At 70.5% G+C, this 18,772-nt stretch carries 30 protein-coding genes; 29 read left to right on the forward strand and 1 reads right to left on the reverse strand.

All coding sequences use genetic code 11. From position 1 onward, the window contains the following. Positions 1-115 precede the first annotated feature (115 nt). From RVR_RS20690 to RVR_RS20805, 24 genes are all read left to right on the forward strand, one after another. On the forward strand, positions 116-571 hold the full coding sequence (locus RVR_RS20690; protein WP_202235269.1) for an RNA polymerase sigma factor: 456 nt from the start codon (positions 116-118) through the stop codon (positions 569-571). After that, on the forward strand, positions 568-855 hold the full coding sequence (locus RVR_RS20695) for a hypothetical protein (RefSeq protein ID WP_202235270.1): 288 nt from the start codon (positions 568-570) through the stop codon (positions 853-855). Before RVR_RS20690 ends, RVR_RS20695 begins: the two co-directional genes overlap by 4 nt. Next, entirely contained in the window at positions 852-1,532 is a 681-nt protein-coding gene (locus RVR_RS20700) for a hypothetical protein (RefSeq protein ID WP_202235271.1), read from the forward strand. The genes RVR_RS20695 and RVR_RS20700 overlap by 4 nt, the downstream gene beginning before the upstream one ends. Next, entirely contained in the window at positions 1,529-1,858 is a 330-nt protein-coding gene (locus RVR_RS20705) for a hypothetical protein (protein ID WP_202235272.1), read from the forward strand. The genes RVR_RS20700 and RVR_RS20705 overlap by 4 nt, the downstream gene beginning before the upstream one ends. After that, a complete protein-coding gene (locus RVR_RS20710; protein WP_202235273.1) occupies positions 1,855-2,238 on the forward strand; it encodes a DUF6907 domain-containing protein in 384 nt (127 codons plus the stop codon). The genes RVR_RS20705 and RVR_RS20710 overlap by 4 nt, the downstream gene beginning before the upstream one ends. Next, positions 2,235-3,209 (forward strand): hypothetical protein, encoded by a 975-nt coding sequence (locus tag RVR_RS20715; RefSeq protein ID WP_202235274.1) that lies wholly within the window; start codon positions 2,235-2,237, stop codon positions 3,207-3,209. Before RVR_RS20710 ends, RVR_RS20715 begins: the two co-directional genes overlap by 4 nt. Next, the gene (locus tag RVR_RS20720; RefSeq protein WP_202235275.1) at positions 3,206-3,535 is read left to right on the forward strand and encodes a hypothetical protein; all 330 of its coding nucleotides are present in this window, start codon (positions 3,206-3,208) and stop codon (positions 3,533-3,535) included. Before RVR_RS20715 ends, RVR_RS20720 begins: the two co-directional genes overlap by 4 nt. Positions 3,536-3,627: 92 nt before the next feature. Further along, a complete protein-coding gene (locus RVR_RS20725; RefSeq protein WP_202235276.1) occupies positions 3,628-3,816 on the forward strand; it encodes a hypothetical protein in 189 nt (62 codons plus the stop codon). A 5-nt stretch (positions 3,817-3,821) separates the two neighbouring features. Further along, the gene (locus RVR_RS20730) at positions 3,822-4,001 is read left to right on the forward strand and encodes a hypothetical protein (RefSeq protein ID WP_202235277.1); all 180 of its coding nucleotides are present in this window, start codon (positions 3,822-3,824) and stop codon (positions 3,999-4,001) included. 15 nt (positions 4,002-4,016) lie between these two features. Next, on the forward strand, positions 4,017-4,184 hold the full coding sequence (locus RVR_RS20735; RefSeq protein WP_202235278.1) for a hypothetical protein: 168 nt from the start codon (positions 4,017-4,019) through the stop codon (positions 4,182-4,184). Then, the gene (locus tag RVR_RS20740) at positions 4,181-4,357 is read left to right on the forward strand and encodes a DUF6257 family protein (protein WP_202235279.1); all 177 of its coding nucleotides are present in this window, start codon (positions 4,181-4,183) and stop codon (positions 4,355-4,357) included. The genes RVR_RS20735 and RVR_RS20740 overlap by 4 nt, the downstream gene beginning before the upstream one ends. A gap of 85 nt (positions 4,358-4,442) precedes the next feature. Further along, positions 4,443-6,599 carry an FtsK/SpoIIIE domain-containing protein gene (locus RVR_RS20745; protein WP_202235280.1) on the forward strand — a complete coding sequence of 719 codons (2,157 nt, stop codon included), beginning with the start codon at positions 4,443-4,445 and terminating at the stop codon, positions 6,597-6,599. 156 nt (positions 6,600-6,755) lie between these two features. Further along, positions 6,756-6,935, forward strand: coding sequence for a hypothetical protein (locus tag RVR_RS20750; protein WP_202235281.1), 180 nt, complete (start codon positions 6,756-6,758; stop codon positions 6,933-6,935). Between the two features lie 262 nt (positions 6,936-7,197). Then, positions 7,198-7,482, forward strand: coding sequence for a hypothetical protein (locus tag RVR_RS20755; protein ID WP_202235282.1), 285 nt, complete (start codon positions 7,198-7,200; stop codon positions 7,480-7,482). A gap of 55 nt (positions 7,483-7,537) precedes the next feature. Beyond that, positions 7,538-7,798, forward strand: coding sequence for an endonuclease domain-containing protein (locus tag RVR_RS20760; protein ID WP_202235283.1), 261 nt, complete (start codon positions 7,538-7,540; stop codon positions 7,796-7,798). A gap of 661 nt (positions 7,799-8,459) precedes the next feature. After that, the gene (locus RVR_RS20765) at positions 8,460-8,810 is read left to right on the forward strand and encodes an HNH endonuclease (RefSeq protein WP_202235284.1); all 351 of its coding nucleotides are present in this window, start codon (positions 8,460-8,462) and stop codon (positions 8,808-8,810) included. Positions 8,811-8,818: 8 nt separating this feature from the next. Beyond that, complete coding sequence (locus RVR_RS20770) at positions 8,819-9,223, forward strand: hypothetical protein (protein ID WP_202235285.1); 405 nt, start codon at positions 8,819-8,821, stop codon at positions 9,221-9,223. 28 nt (positions 9,224-9,251) lie between these two features. Then, positions 9,252-10,697, forward strand: coding sequence for a terminase (locus RVR_RS20775; RefSeq protein ID WP_202235286.1), 1,446 nt, complete (start codon positions 9,252-9,254; stop codon positions 10,695-10,697). A gap of 9 nt (positions 10,698-10,706) precedes the next feature. Beyond that, positions 10,707-10,931 (forward strand): hypothetical protein, encoded by a 225-nt coding sequence (locus RVR_RS20780; RefSeq protein ID WP_202235287.1) that lies wholly within the window; start codon positions 10,707-10,709, stop codon positions 10,929-10,931. Then, positions 10,909-12,321: a phage portal protein gene (locus RVR_RS20785; RefSeq protein WP_202235288.1), complete on the forward strand. Its 1,413-nt coding sequence runs from the start codon at positions 10,909-10,911 to the stop codon at positions 12,319-12,321. Before RVR_RS20780 ends, RVR_RS20785 begins: the two co-directional genes overlap by 23 nt. Next, positions 12,318-14,771: a phage major capsid protein gene (locus RVR_RS20790; RefSeq protein WP_202235289.1), complete on the forward strand. Its 2,454-nt coding sequence runs from the start codon at positions 12,318-12,320 to the stop codon at positions 14,769-14,771. Before RVR_RS20785 ends, RVR_RS20790 begins: the two co-directional genes overlap by 4 nt. 52 nt (positions 14,772-14,823) lie before the next feature. Continuing rightward, complete coding sequence (locus tag RVR_RS20795) at positions 14,824-15,147, forward strand: Lsr2 family DNA-binding protein (RefSeq protein ID WP_237404873.1); 324 nt, start codon at positions 14,824-14,826, stop codon at positions 15,145-15,147. A 1-nt stretch (position 15,148) separates the two neighbouring features. Beyond that, on the forward strand, positions 15,149-15,712 hold the full coding sequence (locus RVR_RS20800) for a hypothetical protein (protein ID WP_202235290.1): 564 nt from the start codon (positions 15,149-15,151) through the stop codon (positions 15,710-15,712). Between the two features lie 8 nt (positions 15,713-15,720). Next, positions 15,721-16,173, forward strand: coding sequence for a hypothetical protein (locus tag RVR_RS20805; protein WP_202235291.1), 453 nt, complete (start codon positions 15,721-15,723; stop codon positions 16,171-16,173). On the opposite strand, the gene RVR_RS20810 is transcribed toward RVR_RS20805, so the two are convergent. Then, positions 16,160-16,576, reverse strand: a complete 417-nt coding sequence (locus RVR_RS20810; RefSeq protein ID WP_202235292.1) for a hypothetical protein — start codon at positions 16,574-16,576, stop codon at positions 16,160-16,162. The genes RVR_RS20805 and RVR_RS20810 overlap by 14 nt on opposite strands. A 95-nt stretch (positions 16,577-16,671) precedes the next feature. Between RVR_RS20810 and RVR_RS20815 the strand changes: the two genes are divergently transcribed. Genes RVR_RS20815 through RVR_RS20835 form a run of 5 tightly spaced genes read left to right on the forward strand, consistent with a single transcriptional unit; the run spans position 16,672 to position 18,705 of the window. Continuing rightward, positions 16,672-17,013, forward strand: coding sequence for a hypothetical protein (locus RVR_RS20815; RefSeq protein WP_202235293.1), 342 nt, complete (start codon positions 16,672-16,674; stop codon positions 17,011-17,013). Beyond that, positions 17,010-17,279 (forward strand): hypothetical protein, encoded by a 270-nt coding sequence (locus tag RVR_RS20820; RefSeq protein WP_202235294.1) that lies wholly within the window; start codon positions 17,010-17,012, stop codon positions 17,277-17,279. Before RVR_RS20815 ends, RVR_RS20820 begins: the two co-directional genes overlap by 4 nt. Before the next feature lie 2 nt (positions 17,280-17,281). Next, positions 17,282-17,764, forward strand: coding sequence for a phage tail tube protein (locus tag RVR_RS20825; protein ID WP_202235295.1), 483 nt, complete (start codon positions 17,282-17,284; stop codon positions 17,762-17,764). 3 nt (positions 17,765-17,767) lie between these two features. Further along, positions 17,768-18,238 carry a hypothetical protein gene (locus RVR_RS20830; RefSeq protein WP_202235296.1) on the forward strand — a complete coding sequence of 157 codons (471 nt, stop codon included), beginning with the start codon at positions 17,768-17,770 and terminating at the stop codon, positions 18,236-18,238. A 14-nt stretch (positions 18,239-18,252) separates the two neighbouring features. Then, positions 18,253-18,705: a phage tail assembly chaperone gene (locus RVR_RS20835; RefSeq protein ID WP_202235297.1), complete on the forward strand. Its 453-nt coding sequence runs from the start codon at positions 18,253-18,255 to the stop codon at positions 18,703-18,705. Positions 18,706-18,772: the final 67 nt, after the last annotated feature.

Raw genomic sequence — 18,772 nt, forward strand, 5'->3', positions numbered from 1 at the left:
TAGTGGAGTGCCACTGAGGGGCTGCTCCACCAGCCCCGGCATGCAGCGGCCCCGCACCGGGACTCCACTCCCAGACGGGGCCTGACCGAACACCTGCGTACACAGGAGACCGGCTATGGCTGATCTTGCCATGAGCGCTGCCCCGAGCAGCACCCCCGCCACCCCCGACGAGCTGTTCGTCGCCGCGTACACCCAGTACCGGAAGATGGTCCGCTTCACGATCATCAACCGGCTCGTGACCTCCGACTACGACCTTGCCGACGACCTCACCCAGAACACGTTCCTCCGCCTGTACCGCTACCGCACCAAGCTCCCCACGACCCGCAACGTCGGCGGCCTGCTCCGCGTCATGGCCCGCCAGTCGGTCTGCCACTACTTCCGGCTCATGCGCAACACCCGCGAGGTCCCCGCCGACACCGGCCACTGGGCCTACAGCAACCGCCCCCTCGTCCCCGCGACCGGCGGCACCCTCGCCCCCGTCCGCGACGGGTACGAGGGCGGCTCCGACCCGGACATGGACGAGGCCCTGCGCCGCATCCGCACCGGCCGCCAGATGGCGGTGACGGCATGACGACCATCTCCCGCATCCTCGCCGCCGCGGCCGACCAGCTCGACCCGCACGCGACCATGACCCACCCGATCGGCGGCCACGAGATCCCGGTGTGCATGACCACCGGCTGGCTCGACCTCGCCGTGGGTGATGCGGTCACCGCCGTTCTCCACCACATCCCGGGATTCATGCGCCTCGCCGACCAGTTCGCCATCATCGCCGCCGCCCGCCGCGCCCTGCCGCCCGTCGCCGGAACCATCGCCGAGTACGCCACGCAGCTCCGCACCCTGGCAGGTGCGCTGTGACGACCTGCCTCATCCCCGACTGCAACGGCTCCTGGCACGACGAGAACATCTGCGACACGGTCCTCGCGGACACCGCCACCCCGGCCGGCGCGGCGCTGATCGCCGAACTCGAAGCCAGCCCGACGATGCCCACCACGCTCGTCGTGTGGGAGGGATCGGACGGCCGCGACCTGATGCGCACCTCCGACCAGGCCGAGGCCCGCGCGTTCGCCGACCGGCTGCGTGCGTTCGCCCACGCGGTCGACAAGGGCGCCGGTCTGCTTGCGAGTCCGCCGAGCGGACCCGCAAAGCCGGAGCCGGTGGACTACGCGTCCCGGTTCGCGGCCCTCGACTCCGACGTCCTGTTCGACGTGGAGGACGCCGACGGCACCGACGCCCCGCACGCCTACGTCGAGTCCCTGCTGATCGTCCTCGCGGACTGGCGCCGCCACCTGGTGGGCCTGCTCGCCGAGGCGCCGGCCTGGTCCATCCCCGAGGTGACCGCCTACGAGCGGGCCCTGTCCCGGACCCGCGAGGCGTACATGCAGTGGTCGTTCCGCTGGCAGAACGGCCCGGTGCTGCCGCACTCGTTCGACCTGCCCCAGCCCGTTGCGGGGGACACCGTGTCTTCCGCAAACGTCGCCCGGATCGTGTCGGCCGGCCGCCGCACCCTCGCCGTCCGCGGGGTGGCCGCATGAACGAGACCCGCCCCGACACTGCCGCGAAGGCCACCCCCACGGGCGAGGCCACGTTGACCAGCAGCGTCCACAACCTCCTCGCCGCGATCCGTGACGCCCTCGACGTGCCCCTGCCCGGTGTCGAGGACGCCGACGAACGCCGCTTCTGCTGGCTCATGGACGACCGCCGCTCCGCGATCTACTCCACGCTCAACGCGATCCTGAACAGCCCCACTCCGCAGATCCACGACGCCGATACCGCGTACATCCGCCGCCGCATCGAGGACCGTCCCGTCACCTACACCGTGTGGCAGGACCCCGACCAGACGGACGGGAGCGCGAAGTGACCGACCGGACCATCGCCATCGACACCCGCGACCACGGGCCCGTCACCGTCGTGTGCCCGCCCTGGTGTACCGGCCTGCACCCCGCGGGCCTGCTCCGCGAGGAGATCCACCACCAGGGCGAGCCCGTCGACATCACCGTCGACACCAGCCGGGGCCCGCGCCGGCTGATCGAGCTGACCATGTGGCAGACCCCTTGGCCGGTGCCGTCCGACCGGCACTCCGACGACGTGCACATGGTCGTGCAACTCCTCGACGGCGACGCGTTCGGGTATGACGTGCAGGGCTTGGGAGCACTCGCCACGGACTTGATGGACGCCGCGGCGAAGGTGCGCCGCCTCTCCCGCCGGCTCGCCTGCGAGCACCGCGGGGGTGAGTGGTGACCCGCACCGGAGCCGGATGGCGCCTCGCCCTGTTCGTCGTGTCCGTCGCCGCGCTGGCCACCACCGGGTGGTCGCTGTACGCCGTCGCCCGCCACTACCAGGCCCCGCAGGGCATCGCGGGCGCCGCGGTCGCCGTGTTCGACGGCATCGCCTACGCCTGCCTGCACCTCGCATCAGACGCGTCCGCCAACGGCCGCTCCGCGTTCGGCCCCCGCCTGACCGCGCTGGCCATGGCGAGCACGTCGGTGTACCTCAACATCAACCACGCCCACCTGATCCACGGCGGCCGCCCCGCGGCGGTGTTCTTCGCCGTGCCCACCCTCGGACTGCTCGCCGTCTCGGAGATGTCCTGGGCCGGCCCGCGCGCCGCCCGCCGCGCCGAGCTGGGCGAGCGCCCGTACCGGCCGCCGGTCTTCGGCGGGATCGCCTGGGTCCTCGCCCCGATGCTGGCCGGCCGCACGGTCAAGGCCCGCGCCGTCGACCACATCGAGCACGGCGGGCGGCCCGCGCCGTCCGGGGCGGCCCCGCGCTCGGCCACGGAGGTGCTGCGAAGCCGGTTCGCGGAGATGGACCCGGGTGATGCGGTCCGCATCGCCCATGATGCGCAGCCCGGGCTGCCGCCGGCGGAACTGGCCGCGCTGCTCGTCACCTACGGCGTGATTGTGGACGCCGTCCAGGTCGCTCTCGTCCTCTCCGACACCCAGCAGCGCATCACGGTCGAGAGGGGTGATGCGCCCGGCCCCGAGGCTGATGCGGTGCAGGTCGGAGAGCTGCCGCCGGTCACACTCACGGGCGCCATCGTGGATGCCGCGGCCGAGCTGGGGCCGGAGGCGAAGTCGGCGGACATCGCCTCGCTGGTAGAGATGCGGCACCGCATCACGGTCGATGACGGGTACGTGCGCACCGTCCTCCACCGCGAGAGCAAGAAGGCCGCCGGTGATGTCGGGCAGGGCGGGGGTGGCTACGCATGAACCTCCGCCCACCCGGCCCGCATCAGCCCGCATCGCCTGACGCCACCCTCGTCCAGATCGGCGTCGACGACCAGGGCGGCCCGCTGTACGCCTACCGGCAGACCGCCCCGACCGTGATGCCCGCCCCGCTCGTACACCGCCCCTGGGGCGCCTACGCCGCGCTGGGCTGCGGGTTCCTGTTCGCCCTGACCGTCGTCGGCGTGGTGCTCGTCGCCATCGTCATCGGGTTCGCCATCGCCCTCGCGGTCCTCGCGGTGTGCATGGTCACCCTCATGATCTGCCTCGTCGTCCTGCGCGGCCTGTGGAAGGACGTCCGCCGGGGCTGACGGCCCTTCCGTCCCACTCACTTCCCGCGAGGAAGTGGGTCGGGCGGTGGGGCCGGCCAACCCGGCCGGCCGCCAACCCGAGAGGACCCGTCATGGGCCTGTTCAGCAAGAACAACGACCAGCAGTTCTACGACCAGCGCGCCTCCGAGGTGCAGGACGCGGTCGCCCGCGGCGACATCGACGCCGCCGCCCGGCTCGTCGCCGGCGCCGTGATCGAGGAGGGCACGGCCGCCCTCACGCACCTCACCACCGCCGTCGAGCGCAACAACCGGAAGGACTGAACCCCATGGCCGACAAGACCTACGTCGTCACCGCCTCGAACCCGGACGGCACCCCGTACACCGACGCCCTCGGCAAGCACGCCGTCGTCACCGGCGGCGCCGCCGCCTACGGAGACGCCGACCGTGACGAGCGGGTGGCCGCCATCGAGGCCGCCGGCCTCACCCCGCACGTCCGCCCCGCCTGAACAGGAGACAGACCCATGTCCGAGGAGCCCATGACCGCCGCGCAGATCAGGGAGCGCGCCGCGCGCCGCCTGAGCCAGCCCCGCCCCGCGCCCGAGGAGATCGCCGAGGCCACCGCCTGGGCCCTGCTCGCCATCTCCGCCGCCATCTCCGAGACCAGCACCCCGGCCGGAGGCACCGAGTGATCCGCACCCACCCCAACGACCCCCCGCTGACGGTCATCGAGGCCGGGAGGATCGCCCGCATCACCGCCGCCGCCATGATCCGCGGCGGAACCCTGACCACCGACCAGAAGACGGCCGTCGACCGCATCCTCGACGGCGCCCGCAAACGCGCCGAGAAGGCCGCGAAGAAGTAGCTCCGCCCCGGGCCGGCCGCCAAGCGGCCAAGCAGACCGGCCGGCCCGGGCCCCGCACCTCCCGAAAGAGAGCAGGACGTACAGCATGACCGACACGATCACCCGCCCGGCAGACGACACCACCGACGAGCCCCCGCCCGTCCTGCTCGTCAAGGCCCCACCGACCACGCCCGAGGACCAGGGCGAAGCCGTCGACCGGCCCGACAACCCCCTCGCCGACTGGTTGACCGTGCCGGACACACCGATCCTCCCCGCATGGCTGGCCACCCCCGCCGCGGTGCGCGCCAACGCCGGCGCCCTGGTCCGCCTCGGCGCCTACCAGGGCCGCTACCACTCCATCCGCCTCCCCAAGTACGGCGCGAAGGCCCTGGGCTTGGCCTGCCGCGGCGGATACCGCTGCACCGTGCGCCTGTGGCCCGTCCTCGCGGCCGCCGACCACACCAAGACCGTCAAGGCCCTCGCCGCGCAGCTCAAGGCCAAGCCCGACGACGCAACGCTCGCGGCCGCCCACCAGGCCGCGCACCGCGCCCGGACCGAGGCCCGCCGGTACCGGTTCGGATCCGCTGCCGCCGTTGCCGGCGCGGGCAGTGTGGCCCTCGCGCTGGCCGCAACGCCCGTCTTCCTCACGACTGCTGCTCTGCTGCTCGGCATCCTCGCCGTGGTCGGCCGCAAGGGCGCCACCGTCCCGTTCCTCGACACCGCCGCGCCACCCCTGCGCATCGACATGAACGCAGCCCAGCTCAACGACGCGCTCCGCGCGGCCAGTCTGCTCAAGGCCGGCAAGGGCGACGACGAAGGCCCCAAGGTCCGCGTCATCAGCGGCCCCATCCGCGACGGCCGCGGCTGGGCCGTCGTGTTCGACCTGCCCACCGGCGGAGGCAAGAAGGCCGCCGACGTCCTCGCCAAGCGCGAGGAGATCGCCGCCGAGCTGGGAGTCGACGAGATCCAGGTCATCATGTCCCGCGTCCGCGCCGCCGGCGGCGGCCACGCCGGCCGGGTCTCGATGTGGGTCGCCGACGACGACCCCTACCTCGGCGAGCCCACCCCGTCGCCGCTGGCCACACTCCCGACGTTCTCCGTGTGGGACCCGATCCCGTTCGGGCAGGACGCGCGCGGCAACCGCGTCACCGTGCCGGTCATGTGGCAGTCCCTGTTCTTCGGCGGCCTGCCCCGCCGCGGGAAGACCTTCACCCAGCGCCTCATGACCGCGGCCGGCCTGCTCGACGCCCACGTGCGGCACTACGTCGCCGACGGCAAAGGCGGCGCCGACTGGATGCCCATGCGGGCCGTCGCACACCGCCTGATCCTCGGCGCCGAAGACGACGCCATCGCCGCGTTCAAGGCCATGCTCAAGGAGCTGCTGGCCGAGATGGAACGCCGCTTCGCGCTGCTGCGCGGCCTACCCGCGTCGGTCTGCCCCGAAGGCAAGCTCACCCCGGCCATCGTGCAGCGCTACAACCTGCCGGTCATCTTCGTGACCATCGACGAGTTGCAGGAGTTCTTCACCGCCATGGACAAGGACGACCGCGAACAGGTCATCGACGACCTGTGCCGGATCGCGCGGCGCGGCCCGGCCGCCGGCTTCGTCTCCAACTACGCCAGTCAGCGCCCCGACGCCGACTCGGTGCCCACCAAGCTCCGCGAGATCATCACCCTGCGGTACTCCACACAGGTCGTCGACCGCACGTCGTCAGACATGGTCCTCGGCAAGGGCAAAGCCGCCCAGGGCGCGGACGCCTCGGTCCTGTCCGAGGAACACGTCGGCACCGGCGTCCTGGTCACCGGGCCCGCCAGCTTTGTGACCGTGCGGGCCGACTACCTCGACAACCCCGGCTTCGCCGAGCTGTGCCAGCGCGGCCGCGCGCTGCGGCAGGCCGCGAAGCAGCTCACCGGAGATGCCGTCGGCGACGTCACCGCGGCCGCCGACCAGGCCGGCATCACCATCCCCCCGGTGCTGTCCGACGCCCTCGACGTCATGCGGCACACCGACCGCATGCACACCGCCGACCTCCTCGCGCGCCTGGACAACGCCGACACCGACACCTACGGCGACTGGGACGCCGAACGCCTCGCCCGCGAACTGGAAGCCGCCGGAGTGGAGCGCACCGGCAAGCAGGTCAAGATCGGGAACGTCAACCGGGCCGGATACCGGCGCGCCGACCTCGAAGCCGCCGTCCCACCCGAACTGCTGCTCGCCGCGCGACAGGTAGACCCCGCCCCCGCTACCCACCCCACTACCTGAACCCCGACGGCACCCCGCTACCCGCACCCGCGACGTAGCGGGGACCCGCTACCCCGGTAGCGCCCCCGGTAAACGGCCCCTGACCTGCACGGTAGAGGCCCGTAGAGGGGGCAAGCCCACCCCCCGGAAAACCATCCTGGGCGGCATCATGGGGTCATGCACACCGCGCCCCGGCTCCAGCTCGCCGACGCCTACGCCGCCTCCGTCGAAACCGGCATCAAGCCCGGCACCATCCGCCAATGGCTCCACCGCGGCAAACTCACCCGCCACGGCTACGACACCGCCGGCCGAGCCCTCATCGACCTCGCCGAACTCCGAAACCTCAAGGGCACTTGATCTACGCCCCCAGCAGGTGTAACACTCAAGGCACGTCCGGCATGCCCAGACGGACCCCGCAGGCCCCGCGCTCACCGAGCCGGGGCCTGCCGCACGTCCCCAGCGCCGCAGAGCAGCACGGCAGCTCGCCGGGCCCACAACCCGGAGGACACAGGTTCGAATCCGGTCGGCGCCACCAAGACGCACAGCCGCACCGCGGCCACCAAGGATCCGCCATCCGGTCGATCGGACCGGCGGCAGCCCTTGAACAGGAGGCCAACCCGTGAGCACAAACACGAGGCACGCGCACAAGGTCAGCATCACCAGCGACGGACCCACCAAAGCGAGCGTCGTCGTTGACGGCGTCGACCTGGCGGCCGGCCTGACCGGACTCACCCTGACCATGGGCGTCGGCCAGATCCCGCAACTCACCCTCGACGTACAGATGATCGACGTCACCGAGATCCACGACATCGACGCCCAGGTGCTCATCCCCGACACCGCACGCAACGTCCTCACAACACTCGGCTGGACACCGCCACACGACAGCGAGGTGTCCACCCGGTAGACGGCGCCCACGCCCACCCGCGCCAGGCACACCACGGCAGCGAGGTGGTGACGCAGTGGCATCCACCAGCGACCGCGGTTACGGAACCGACCATCAACGGGTTCGTCGAGCGCTGCTCGCCGAGGCATACGGCCGCCCCTGTCACCACTGCGGCGCGCCCATGCTCAAGGGGCAAGCGCTCGACCTCGACCACACCGCCGACCGGAGTGCCTACCGCGGCTTCGCCCACGCCTCGTGCAACCGCAGCGAAGGCGCCAAGCGAGGCAACGCCAATCGCCGCAGGTCAAAGGGCATGCGAACCTCTGAAGCTTGGTGAACCAATCAAAACGGACATAGTACGACAGGCGGGACGAGGGGGGCATGTCCGACACGGGTTCATGATCGTCTCCTGACCCCGCCCCCAGTGAACGAATCCGTCCGTGAGGCTTTGCGTCCCGGGACACGAAAAAAGCCCCTCTCGCTCATCTTCTGAGCGATCAGGGCTTGTGACCTCGGCGTCCGTTCCGCCGTTGCAACTAGGTTCTCGCAGGTCAGAGGCTTAGTCAAGCCAATGGGGTCCATTCGTTCTTGATTCTTTTCGCCGCTCCGAGAGGAGCGTTCAAGCGGGACCGCTGACGGGACACCCGTCGTGCGGCAATCCTCACAGGCACCAGTCGCTGATCACGGCTGGGAGGAAGCCCCGAGTCTCCCGGCTCGGGGCTTCCGCATCTCCGGGAGGCCTCATGGCTCGTAAGCCCGATACGCCGTGTTCAACCTGCGGAAAGTTGCTCTGGGGAGGCTCCACATCGCTCCCGGCTGGCGAACGGAAGTGTCGTCAGTGCCGCCGGGCGACGCGGCGCCGCGAATGCCTCCACTGCAGAAGCGCGTTCCTGAGCGTGGGTAACGCCTCGTACTGTTCGACCTCTTGCTCCAATAAGTCGCTGGCGACGGTCGCGGGTAGGGCACGCCTGCCCCTTCGGCCGTGCGCCGACTGCGGCGTGCAGGTGCGTAGCCGGGGGACGATACCGCTCTGCCTGGAGCACCAGGCCGAGCGGAAGCTGGAGCGGTATCGGCGCAAGAACCGGCAGCGGCGCGGCGACGACATCGTGTCGGAGTCGTACACCCTGGCGCAGATTGCCGCGCGGGACGGGTTCCGGTGCGGACTATGCGGGCTTCTCGTGAACATGCGGCTGCGGCGCCCGAACCCGCTGTCGCCTTCAATCGATCACATGGTGCCGATCTCGGAAAGTCGTGACGACACCCGGGCCAACGTGCAGTTGGCGCACCTGTCGTGCAACGTCGCCAAGGGCGTTCGGCCGATGGGTGAGCAACTGGCGTTGATCGGCTAGGGATCCCAATGGTGAGGACTTGCGACTGCGGCAAAGAGTTCGAGGCTAAGCGGTCTTCGGCCCGGTACTGCTCCGAGCGGTGCAAGAAGCGCGCACAACGCCGCCCCGGCGGCGTCGAGGCCGACGTCAAGGTACTTCCACGGCCGGCCGACGACGAAGGGGATGGCGCGCTCGCCGAGGTGGTGCGCGCCGAGCTTGCCGCAGTTGCGCGTGCGGAGACATCGGCTGGCCAGGTGGCCTTGGCGTTGGCTCGGCGGATTGACGGTGCGGAGCAGGAGTCAGGGGCGTCGCTGGCGGCGCTCGTGAAGGAGTTTCGGGCATCCCTTGCGGCGGCTACGGCTGGCGCCGAGGTGGAAACGGATCCCATTGACGAGTTGAGGGCGCATGTGCAGCGCAAGCGCGCGGCTCGTTGAGCCGGCCTTTTCGTGGGTGCCCCCGCACGTGGACACCTACGGGGCGCAGGTCGCCGAGTTGTCGAAGCTGGCCGGGTTCGTGCCGGACCTGGAGCAGCGCCTGATCCTGGATGCGATCTTCGCAGTAGACAGCGCGGACAAGGTGGCCGCCCTGGAGGCCGCGGTCGTGGTGGGCCGGCAGAACATGAAGACCGGGCTGTTCAAGATGGCGGCACTGGGCTGGCTCTTCATCACTGACCAGCGACTCGTGGTGTGGTCGGCTCACGAGTTCCGGACGGCGCAGGAGGCGTTCCGGGACATGGAGCAGCTCATCATGGATACGCCGAGATTCGCCGCCCGGGTGAAGCAGATTCACCGAGGGAGCGGGAACGAGGCGATCGAGCTTCACGGGGATCGTCGTCTGATGTTCAAGGCGCGGACGCGGACGGGTGGTCGTGGTCTCTCCGGAGACAAGATCATCCTTGATGAGGCGTTCGCGTTGCAGCCGACGCACATGGGGTCGCTGTTCCCCACCCTGGCGGCGCGCCCGAACCCGCAGGTGGTGTACGGCTCGTCGGCTGGGCTCATCGACTCCGGCGTCCTGCGCGGGATCCGTGATCGTGGCCGCAAGGGCGGAGACCCGTCGCTGACGTACTTCGAGTGGTGCGCGCCACCCCCGAATGAGGCGTGCGCGGACGGCGAGACGTGCACGCACGCCCAGGACGTGAAGGGGTGCGGGTGCGACAACCTCGACCTGGTAAAGCGCGCAAACCCGGCGGTAGGCCGGCGCATCACCGTGGAGTACATCCTCGGCGAGCGCCGCGGTCTTCCCCCCGCCGAGTACGCCCGCGAGCGGATGGGCTGGTGGGACGACCCGATCGGCGGGGAGACCCCGATCAAGCCGGGCGACTGGGCTGCCTGCCTCGACGAGGAGTCGAAGCGGGAGGGCACGGTGGCGCTGGCGGTGGACATCACCCCGGACCGGTCCACGACGTCGATCGCGGTGGCAGGCCGGCGATCGGATGGCCTGGTGCACGGCGAGGTTGTGGAGCACCGACAGGGCACCGGGTGGGTGGTTGACCGGCTGGTGGAGTTGTTCGAATCGATCGAGCCGACACCGGTGGCGCTGATCGTGGACCCGGCGGGGCCGGCTGGGTCGCTGGAGAAGAGCTTGCTGGAGCGCGGGTTCACCTTGGACAAGGAGCCGTTGGGCGACGCGTGGCGGCTCCACATGATGGGGACGCGGGAGTACGCGCAGGCGTGCGGCGCCCTTGCTGACGACATCGCCAACGACCGGTTCCGGCACATCGGGCAGACCCCCCTGGATACGGCGGTGGACGGGGTCGCGACCCGGCCGCTTGCAGAGGCGTGGGCGTGGTCGAGGCCGAAGTCGGGTGCGGTCATTGCCCCGTTGGTGGCGGTGACGCTGGCTCGCCATGGTCATGCGACATACGGCGTCGAGGAGCCACAGGCTCCGTTCGTACTCGTTGGGTGAGGGGGCGTCGTGGCGGCGTGGAGCGAGCAGATCCCGCTGGATCAGATCACCGCGGAGGCCCGCAGGATCCGGTTCTGGCGCACTGTCCTGACTGTCCTGGGCGGCCTGCTGTTCGGGGTGGGCTGGCTGGCGGCGAAGGGCTGCGGGCTGGTCTGGCTGGGCGTGGCCTGGGTGGCGGCGGCGCTCCGAATCGGATGGCAGGAGGCCCGTCGTGGGGCTGCTCGAACGGATTGAGGCGCAGCGCGCCGCGGCGCGCACCGGCTCACGGGATGCCCCGCTGGATCTGAACCAGTGGGCGCAGTACTTCGGGTTCGGCGGCCTGGACTATCCGATCGTCCAGACCACGATGAACACCATCGACCAGGAGGCTGTCGCCCTCACTACGGCGGCGGCAGCGAAGACGAACGGGCCGATCTTCTCGCTGATCCTGGCCCGGCAGCAGATCTTCAGCCAAGCCCGATTCCAGTGGACGCGGTTCTCCGGTGGCGCCCCGACGGACCTGTTCGGCTCGCCGGAGCTTGGGTTGCTGGAGCGGCCGTGGCCGGGCGGCACAACGGGCGACCTGCTGGGTCGGATGGAGTGGAACGCATCGACGGCCGGCAACTCCTACGTGCGGCGTACTCGCGCGGACCGGTTGAACGTCCTGCCGCCGCAGTGGGTGATCATCGTGTTGGGGTCGCAGACGAACGCCGACAATCCGGCCGAGGCGCCGGACGTCGAGGTCGCCGGCTACGTGTATGACCCGCCGTCGGGTCCGATGCGGTTCTACCCGGCGGACGGCTCCAACGGGAGGATGGCGCACTACGCGCCGATCCCCGACCCGGACTTCCACTTTCTGGGCATGTCGTGGATCACGCCGGTGCTGCGGGAGTTGCAGGCCGACTCGATGGCGACGGAGCACAAGGCCCGCTTCTTCCAGAACGCGGCCACACCGAACCTTGCGATCAAGTTCGATCCATCAGTGAAGCTTCAGCAGGTCCAGGCATTCAAGGAGCTGATGGAGGAGGAGCACACCGGGGTCGCGAACGCCTACCGGACCCTGTACATGGGCGGCGGCGCCGATCCGAAGGTGATCGGCGCGGATATGCGGCAGCTCGACTTCGCCGCGACGCAGGGCAAGGGCGAGTCGCGTCTCGCGGCGGCGGCCGGTGTCCCGCCGTCCTGGGTGGGTTTCTCGGAGGGGCTGCAAGGGTCCGCACTGAATGCAGGGAATTTCTCCAGCGCCCGGCGGCGCCTGTCCGACGGGACGCTGGAGCACCTGTGGTCGAACGCCGCAGCATCCCTGGAGCCACTGCTCACGCCGCCCGACTCCGGATCGTCTCTCTGGTATACGACCCGGTCGGTGGCGTTCATGCGGGAGGACGCCGAGGTGCTGTCCCGCATTCAGCAGACCCAAGCACAGACCATCACCGCTCTCGTCCGGGACGGGTTCACCCCGGATTCGGCGACGCAGGCGGTCCTGAACAACGACATGTCCCTGCTCAAGCACACCGGCCTCACATCGGTGCAGCTCTTGCCGCCGAGCAACGGCCAGGAGCCGTTCAACCCCAACGCCCCGGCGGCACCGCCGGCTGAGCAGCCGCCAGCGGGCGGCGCCACCCCAGCGGAAGGAGCCGGCCAGTGACCGGTGAGCAGATCCACCAGCGCGTGTTCGCGCTCGACGACATCCAGATCCGCGCCGGGGGAGACGGCCGTACCGTCACCGCCTACGCTGCCGTCTTCGACTCGCCGACGCACATCCGCGACCAGGACGGCGAGTACGACGAGCAGATCGCCCGCACCGCGTTCGACAAGACCGTGCGTGAACGAGCCGGCCGTATCGGCGTGTTCTACAACCACGCGAAGACCCTGCACGGCACCCCGTCGGAGTCCGGGTCGATCCCGATCGGCACCCCGATCGAGGCGCCCCGAGCAGACAGCCGGGGCCTGCTGACCGTCACCCGGTACAACAAGACCCCGCTGGCCGACGCCGTGCTGGAGTCCATCCGCAATGGCGACATCACCGGGCAGAGCTTCACGGGCCGGTTCATCAAGAGCGACCCGAAGGGGCCGTATCTGCCGGACCGGTCGACGGGGCAGCGGGCGCTGGTGACCCGGCAGGAGATCGCCCTGATCGAGTACGGCCCGACTCCGATCCCCGCTTACTCGGACGCCGCGATCGTCGGCGTCCGCTCCCAGGGCGTCTCTGGCAACCTGGACACGCCGAACGTCGCCGACCTCGACGCCGCAGCCGTTGCCCATGCCACGGCGCAGGGCTGGACGATGCCCGACGGGGCATGCCCGATTCGCGATCTGGACCACCACGGTCGCGCCGACCTCGACACCGCGCTCGCGGCAGTCGACAACACCACCGCGGACGACGTCCGCGCCCACATCACCCAGCGGGCCGCGGAACTCGGGCTGTCCAGCCTGATCCCGGCCTCCTGGCCCAGCACTTCGGGACGCACCGAGCCGGCCCCCCGCACTCCAGCCGCTGTGCATGGCACTGGAGCCGCCAAGCCGGCCGCCGCGCCCACCACCACTCCCGAGCCGCCTCGGCACTCGGCCCCCACCTCACAGACAAGGACGACCGGCATGGCCGACGACGAGCGCATGACCATCGAGGAGCGGACCGCCCGGCTGGGCGAGATCAGCTCCCGCCTCCAGGAGATCGACACCGAGTTCAGCGGCGCGACGCTGCCGCAGGACGTGCAGACGGAGTGGGACGACCTCAACGGCGAGCACGACCGGCACGAGGAGGCCATCGCGGCGGCCACCGAGCGCACCGAGCGGCTGCGGCAGCTCGCCGCGGTCCCGGGAAGCACCGAGCGCACCGGTGGCGGGGGCGGCGGCACCCGCTCCGGGGACCGTAGCCGCGTCCCCGGGCAGATCCGGCGCCCGGAGAACATCTACGACCTCAACGAGGTGCGGCAGCAGGCCCGCAGCCTCGACGAGATGGCCGGCCTGTACCGGGACCGGGCGATGCGCGCGATCGACACCAGTCAGTTCCCCGGCGCGGACAGCAAGGAGGCCGCCCAGGAGCGCGCCGAGCGGCTGCTGAACGACGTCGATGACGAGCAGGGCACCCTCGCCCGCAGGATGCTTGCCACCGGCTCGCCGCAGTACAACCGGGCCTTCGGCCGGATGCTGATGGCGCTGTCCACCAACGGCCTCACCACCGAGGAGAACCGCGCGTTGTCGCTGGGCGTGGACGGCTCCGGCGGTTTCGCGGTCCCCTTCCAGCTCGACCCCACGGTGATCCTCACCTCGGACGGCAGCATCAACCCCCTGCGGGAGGTCTCCCGACAGGTGCAGATCGTCGGGAAGAAGTGGGAGGGCGTCACCAGCGCCGGCGTCACCGTCACCCGCGGCGCCGAGGGCGACGAGGCCCCCGACTCCAGCCCGACCCTCGCGCAGCCGTCCGTCGACACCCAGCGCGTGCAGGGCTTCGTGCCCTTCACCGTCGAGCTGGAGGCGTCGTGGAACGCGATGCGCGCCGAGATCTCCATGCTGCTCCAGGACGCCAAGGACAACGAGGAGGCCAACAGCTTCTTCCTGGGCGACGGCACCGGCGACAACCCCGGCGGACTGATCGGCACGATGCCGTCCGGCTCCCGTGTCGGTCAGACCGGCGCGGCCGGTGCTCTGACCGTCCCCGACGACCTGTTCGCGGTCGAGCAGGCCCTCGGGCCGCGGTTCCGCCGTAACGCCTCCTGGATGGCGAACAAGGCCATCTACAACAAGATCCGCGGCGCCGCCCAGAGCAAGGGCGGCCTGGCCGGGGACCTGTGGGCGCGCCTGGCCGGCGGGATGCCGCCGGAGCTGATCAGCTACTCGGCCTACGAGGCGACGGCCATGGACGGCGCCATCGCTTCCTCGGGCGGGGCGGCCAACTACGTCGCGGTGCTGGGCGACTTCCAGCGCGGTTTCCTCATCGTGGACCGGATCGGCATGAGCATCGAGCTGGTGCCGCACCTGTTCGGCGCGAACGGCCGCCCGACCGGGCAGCGCGGGATCTTCGCGTACTGGTCGAACAACTGCAAGATCCTCGTCCCGAACGCCTTCCGTGTCCTGAACGTGGTCAGCCCCGCCTGATCCCCCTTGGCGCCCCGGTCAGCCGGGGCGCCCGCTTGAGGAAGGAGACGCCGTGGCAGGCGATATCTACGTCGCGCGGAAGACCGCCGCGCTGGTCTTCGCCGGCAAGACCGTGTTCATCGAGGAGGGTTCGACCATGGCCCGTGAGGGCCACCCGATCCTGGAAGCCGCCGGCGAGATGTTCGAGCCGGTCTTCGTCCACTTCGAGGTCGACCCCGACGCGCTCCCGGTGAAGGAAAGCCAGAACGCGACCGCGGCGCCGGCCGCGAAGGACGTCCGCGCGTGGGCGAAGGACAACGGGGTCGACGTACCGGCCCGCGGCGCGATCCCCGAGGACGTGATGGCCCAGTACGCGGCGGCCCACGCGGGGGCGTGACGTGTCCATCGTGACCCTGGACGACGCGAAGAAGCAGATCAACATCCCTGCGGACGCGACCGAGTTCGACGACGAGGTGCAGGCGTACTGCGACGGCATCACCGCGGTCATCGAGGACTACAAGCGCGAGGTCATCGAGCCGCGCACCATCCGCGAGGACATCGAGCACGCCGGCCGCAGCGGACGCTGCTTCCGCTTGTGGTCGGTGCCGGTCATCTCCCTGACATCGCTCACCTCGGTGACCGGCTCGACCGTGTGGGACGTGAGCCCCACCGTGCTACGGGTCAACAGCAACACCGGCCTGGTGCGGGTGCTGTCCGGGCCGGCGGTGCGCGGCCTGGCCGAGGCCGTGTACCAGGCCGGCTACCAGACGATCCCGGACAACTACCGGAGAGGAGCACTGGTGGCCCTTCAACACAACTGGGAGACCCGCCGCGGCGCCGCGGGCGGCGGCGTCCGCAACGGCGTGGTGGGCCCTGAGGAGGTGTACGACCCGCGCTGGTCGTACAGCATCCCGCGTAAGGCCCTGGAGTGGCTGGGCGCCCCGAGGCCGGTGGTGGGCTGATGGCCTGGATGAGTACGGTCCCCGCGGCCCTGGCCGCTCTCGTGGACACGTTCAACACCGCGCCGGGGCTGGCCGACGTGACCGTCTTCGACGGGCCGGTGGCGACCAACGCGGCTCCGATGGCGGCGCTGACGGTCGGCTACGGGCTGGATGACGACCCGACCGGTGTCAGTGGCTCCACTGATCGGCCGGGCTTGTCCGCGTCGCCTTCCGAGGAGGCGTACACCGTCACGTGCGTGGCGTCGGTCCTGGACGGCGGCGGCAGCGTCCCTGCCGCCCGGGGGCGGGTGTTCGCCATCTACGCCGAGGTGGGCGCCGCGCTGGCCGCTGACCCGCGGCTGGGCGGTGCGGTGATGCAGGCCCAGCCCGGGTCCGTGTCGCTGACGCAGGAGCAGGGCAACGCCGGCGCCCTGGTGTCGCTGTCCTTCGGTATCGACGTGGTCGCGTTCACCCGCCGGTAGACCGGCCCTTCACTGCGGAGACCACCCCGAAGATCCCCAGAACGGTGAGGACGGCACTCATGACGTTCCACCAGCCGGGTTCGTCGTAGATGCTGCCCCAGACCCCAAGGCCGATCAGCCGCGGGACGGCCACCAGCAGGATCAGAAGCAGAACCGACCCGCCGACCGACCCCTGCTCCGTGGTGTCGGGCTCCGCGGCGGCCCCAGCGCTGTCCGGCCGAGACGTCTCGGCCGCCGGCTGACCAGTCCGTCCGGCGAGCACCTGCTCGACGGAGAAAGGCCGCCCGGCTCTCACCTCGATCCGCTCCTGGTCGCGCAACTCCTTGATCAGCGGGATCTTCTGCTTGTTCGGCCAGTCCGGATGAGCCCGGTCCACGGCGTCCTTGATCTCCCTCAGCCCCATTGCTCCCCCTACGGGTGTGTCCGATGTGGCCGCACTCTCCCATGTCCGCCGCAGTGGCGCGGCGGCTTCTTCCGAATCGTGAGGCGGTGGGGCCCATGGCGGCTCTTGCACCACATGTCGTGCCCCTCGTGGGGCTGCAACTCGACGCCCAGTTCGTCGCGGCAGCGTCCGGCGGCGACGACTGCCCGGTGGGCGCGGGCGTCGTGCTCGTCGTCAAGAACGCGGACAGCGCCAGCCACACGGTGACGCTGGCGACGCCGGGCACGGTGGACGGCGACCTGGCCGTCGCCGACCGGACCGTGACCGTGGCGGCCGGGACCACCGAGCTGATCCCGGTGACCAACACCTACCGCAACCCGGCCACCGGCCGCGCCAACCTCACCTACGACGGCGTCACCTCGGTGTCGGTCGCCGTGATCCGGGTGGCGACGTCATGACCAACGCCTACATCACCCACCCGGACCTGCCGGGCCGCGTCGTCGAAGTCCCCGACAGTGCGGTGCCGCACTACCGCGCCACCGGCTGGGAACTCACCAGCAAGCCGGTGCCCGTGCCGAAGCTGCCCGCGAACCCGGCCGAGGCCGCCACGGCCCCCATCTCCGACACCGGGATCACCGAGGCGAACGTCTCGGACCCGGCAGACACCACCGACACCGAGGCCGCCTCTGCGAAGCGGCGCCCGCGCGCAGCGAAGGAGAGCTGACGATGAGCGCTACCCCCATCACACCGTCCGCCCGGTACTACCGGCAGGGCCGCACCCGGGTCCTGTGGACGCCGACGATCGCCGACATCCTCAGCCCGACCCGCTCCGAGATCAACGCGGCGACGGACCTGTCCGGCGAGATCGCGGCCAGCTCCGGATGGGAGGTCACCGGCAACACCGAGGACACCCCGGATCTGGGCAGCGTCTTCGTCGGCAACATCCCTTCGACCACCACCTCCGACGCGTCCAGCCTCACGTTCTACTCGGACGAGACGAGCGTGGACGTGCGGACCCTGCTCCAGCGCGGGGTGGTCGGGAACATCATCTGGATGGACGAAGGCGATGTCGAGGGGTACCTCATGGACATCTTCCCGGTGCGGGTGACGTCCGCCCCGAAACAGCGTGACATCGCGGCTGTCGCGCAGATCATGGTCAACTTCGCCATCTCCCGGCAACCCGCGGAGAACGTCGCCATCCCGGCCTGAGCCATGGCCCCCCGCTCCGGGAAAGACCTGGCGAAGATCGCCAAAGAGCTGAAGGCGATGGACGACAAGGCCGTCCTGAAGGGCTTCCGGAAGGAACTGCGGAAGGCCGCCGCCCCGCTGGTGCCCGCGGTCCGCGCGAGCATCCGCGCGATCCCCTCCAGCAGGCCCTACTCGCCCAACGGCCTGCGCGGGCAGATGTCCCGCGCCACGACGTTGCAGGCGAAGACGACGGGCAAGCAAGCCTCGGTCGTCATCCGCGTGGACGGCCGGAAGATGGCCGCCGGCGCCAAGGCAGTGCAGGCGTACATGGAAGGCATCAAGAAGCCCTGGCGGCACCCCGTGTACGGCAACACCGAGGCGTGGGTGACCCAGCAGCCCCACCCCTACTTCTACAAGGTCGTGCGCACCGTCGGCCCCAGGGCGCGTCTGGCCGTGGCCCGCGTGATGGACGACATCACCAAGAAGATCACCTGAGAGAGCGAGTACCCATGACCCTGTCCCGTCAGGCCATCATCGACGCCCCCGACGCCGTGATCGAGAAGGTCCCCGTCCCCGAGTGGGGCGACGACCTCTACATCAAGGCCCTGTCCGGGATCGAGCGCGACGACTTCGAGGCGTCGGTGCGCCGCAACGGCGTGATGGTCTTCACCAACTACCGGGCCAAGCTGCTGGTGCGCGTGCTGGTCAACGAGAACGGCACCCGCATCTTCAGCGACCAGGACGCCCGGGCCCTCGGCAAGAAGAACGCCAAGATCATCAGCAGGCTGTTCGACAAGGCCAGCGAGCTGTCCGGCATGAGCGACGACGAGGAGACGGAGGGAAACTCCGAGGAGGAGACGGCGTCGGAGACGGCGGCTGGCTCCGATTCACCCTCGAACTCGCCCGCACCCTCTCCCGCACCCGAGACGAACTCCTTCGCAGCATCAGCAGCCGCGAGCTGAGCATGTGGTGGTCGCTCTACCTCATCGAGGCCGAAGAGCGCGCCGCCGCCGCACAGGAACAGCCATG

The organism is Streptomyces sp. SN-593 (genome assembly GCF_016756395.1).
Classification (GTDB): domain Bacteria; phylum Actinomycetota; class Actinomycetes; order Streptomycetales; family Streptomycetaceae; genus Actinacidiphila; species Actinacidiphila reveromycinica.

Bases quoted from the DNA above. Each gene is read 5' to 3' on its own strand.
- RVR_RS20690 (WP_202235269.1), top strand. From the start codon at position 116: ATGGCTGATCTTGCCATGAGCGCTGCCCCGAGCAGCACCCCCGCCACC.
- RVR_RS20695 (WP_202235270.1), top strand. From the start codon at position 568: ATGACGACCATCTCCCGCATCCTCGCCGCCGCGGCCGACCAGCTCGAC.
- RVR_RS20705 (WP_202235272.1), top strand. From the start codon at position 1,529: ATGAACGAGACCCGCCCCGACACTGCCGCGAAGGCCACCCCCACGGGC.
- RVR_RS20720 (WP_202235275.1), top strand. From the start codon at position 3,206: ATGAACCTCCGCCCACCCGGCCCGCATCAGCCCGCATCGCCTGACGCC.
- RVR_RS20725 (WP_202235276.1), top strand. From the start codon at position 3,628: ATGGGCCTGTTCAGCAAGAACAACGACCAGCAGTTCTACGACCAGCGC.
- RVR_RS20730 (WP_202235277.1), top strand. From the start codon at position 3,822: ATGGCCGACAAGACCTACGTCGTCACCGCCTCGAACCCGGACGGCACC.
- RVR_RS20735 (WP_202235278.1), top strand. From the start codon at position 4,017: ATGTCCGAGGAGCCCATGACCGCCGCGCAGATCAGGGAGCGCGCCGCG.
- RVR_RS20745 (WP_202235280.1), top strand. From the start codon at position 4,443: ATGACCGACACGATCACCCGCCCGGCAGACGACACCACCGACGAGCCC.
- RVR_RS20750 (WP_202235281.1), top strand. From the start codon at position 6,756: ATGCACACCGCGCCCCGGCTCCAGCTCGCCGACGCCTACGCCGCCTCC.
- RVR_RS20770 (WP_202235285.1), top strand. From the start codon at position 8,819: ATGGTGAGGACTTGCGACTGCGGCAAAGAGTTCGAGGCTAAGCGGTCT.
- RVR_RS20805 (WP_202235291.1), top strand. From the start codon at position 15,721: ATGAGTACGGTCCCCGCGGCCCTGGCCGCTCTCGTGGACACGTTCAAC.
- RVR_RS20810 (WP_202235292.1), bottom strand. From the start codon at position 16,576: ATGGGGCTGAGGGAGATCAAGGACGCCGTGGACCGGGCTCATCCGGAC.
- RVR_RS20815 (WP_202235293.1), top strand. From the start codon at position 16,672: ATGGCGGCTCTTGCACCACATGTCGTGCCCCTCGTGGGGCTGCAACTC.
- RVR_RS20820 (WP_202235294.1), top strand. From the start codon at position 17,010: ATGACCAACGCCTACATCACCCACCCGGACCTGCCGGGCCGCGTCGTC.
- RVR_RS20825 (WP_202235295.1), top strand. From the start codon at position 17,282: ATGAGCGCTACCCCCATCACACCGTCCGCCCGGTACTACCGGCAGGGC.
- RVR_RS20830 (WP_202235296.1), top strand. From the start codon at position 17,768: ATGGCCCCCCGCTCCGGGAAAGACCTGGCGAAGATCGCCAAAGAGCTG.
- RVR_RS20835 (WP_202235297.1), top strand. From the start codon at position 18,253: ATGACCCTGTCCCGTCAGGCCATCATCGACGCCCCCGACGCCGTGATC.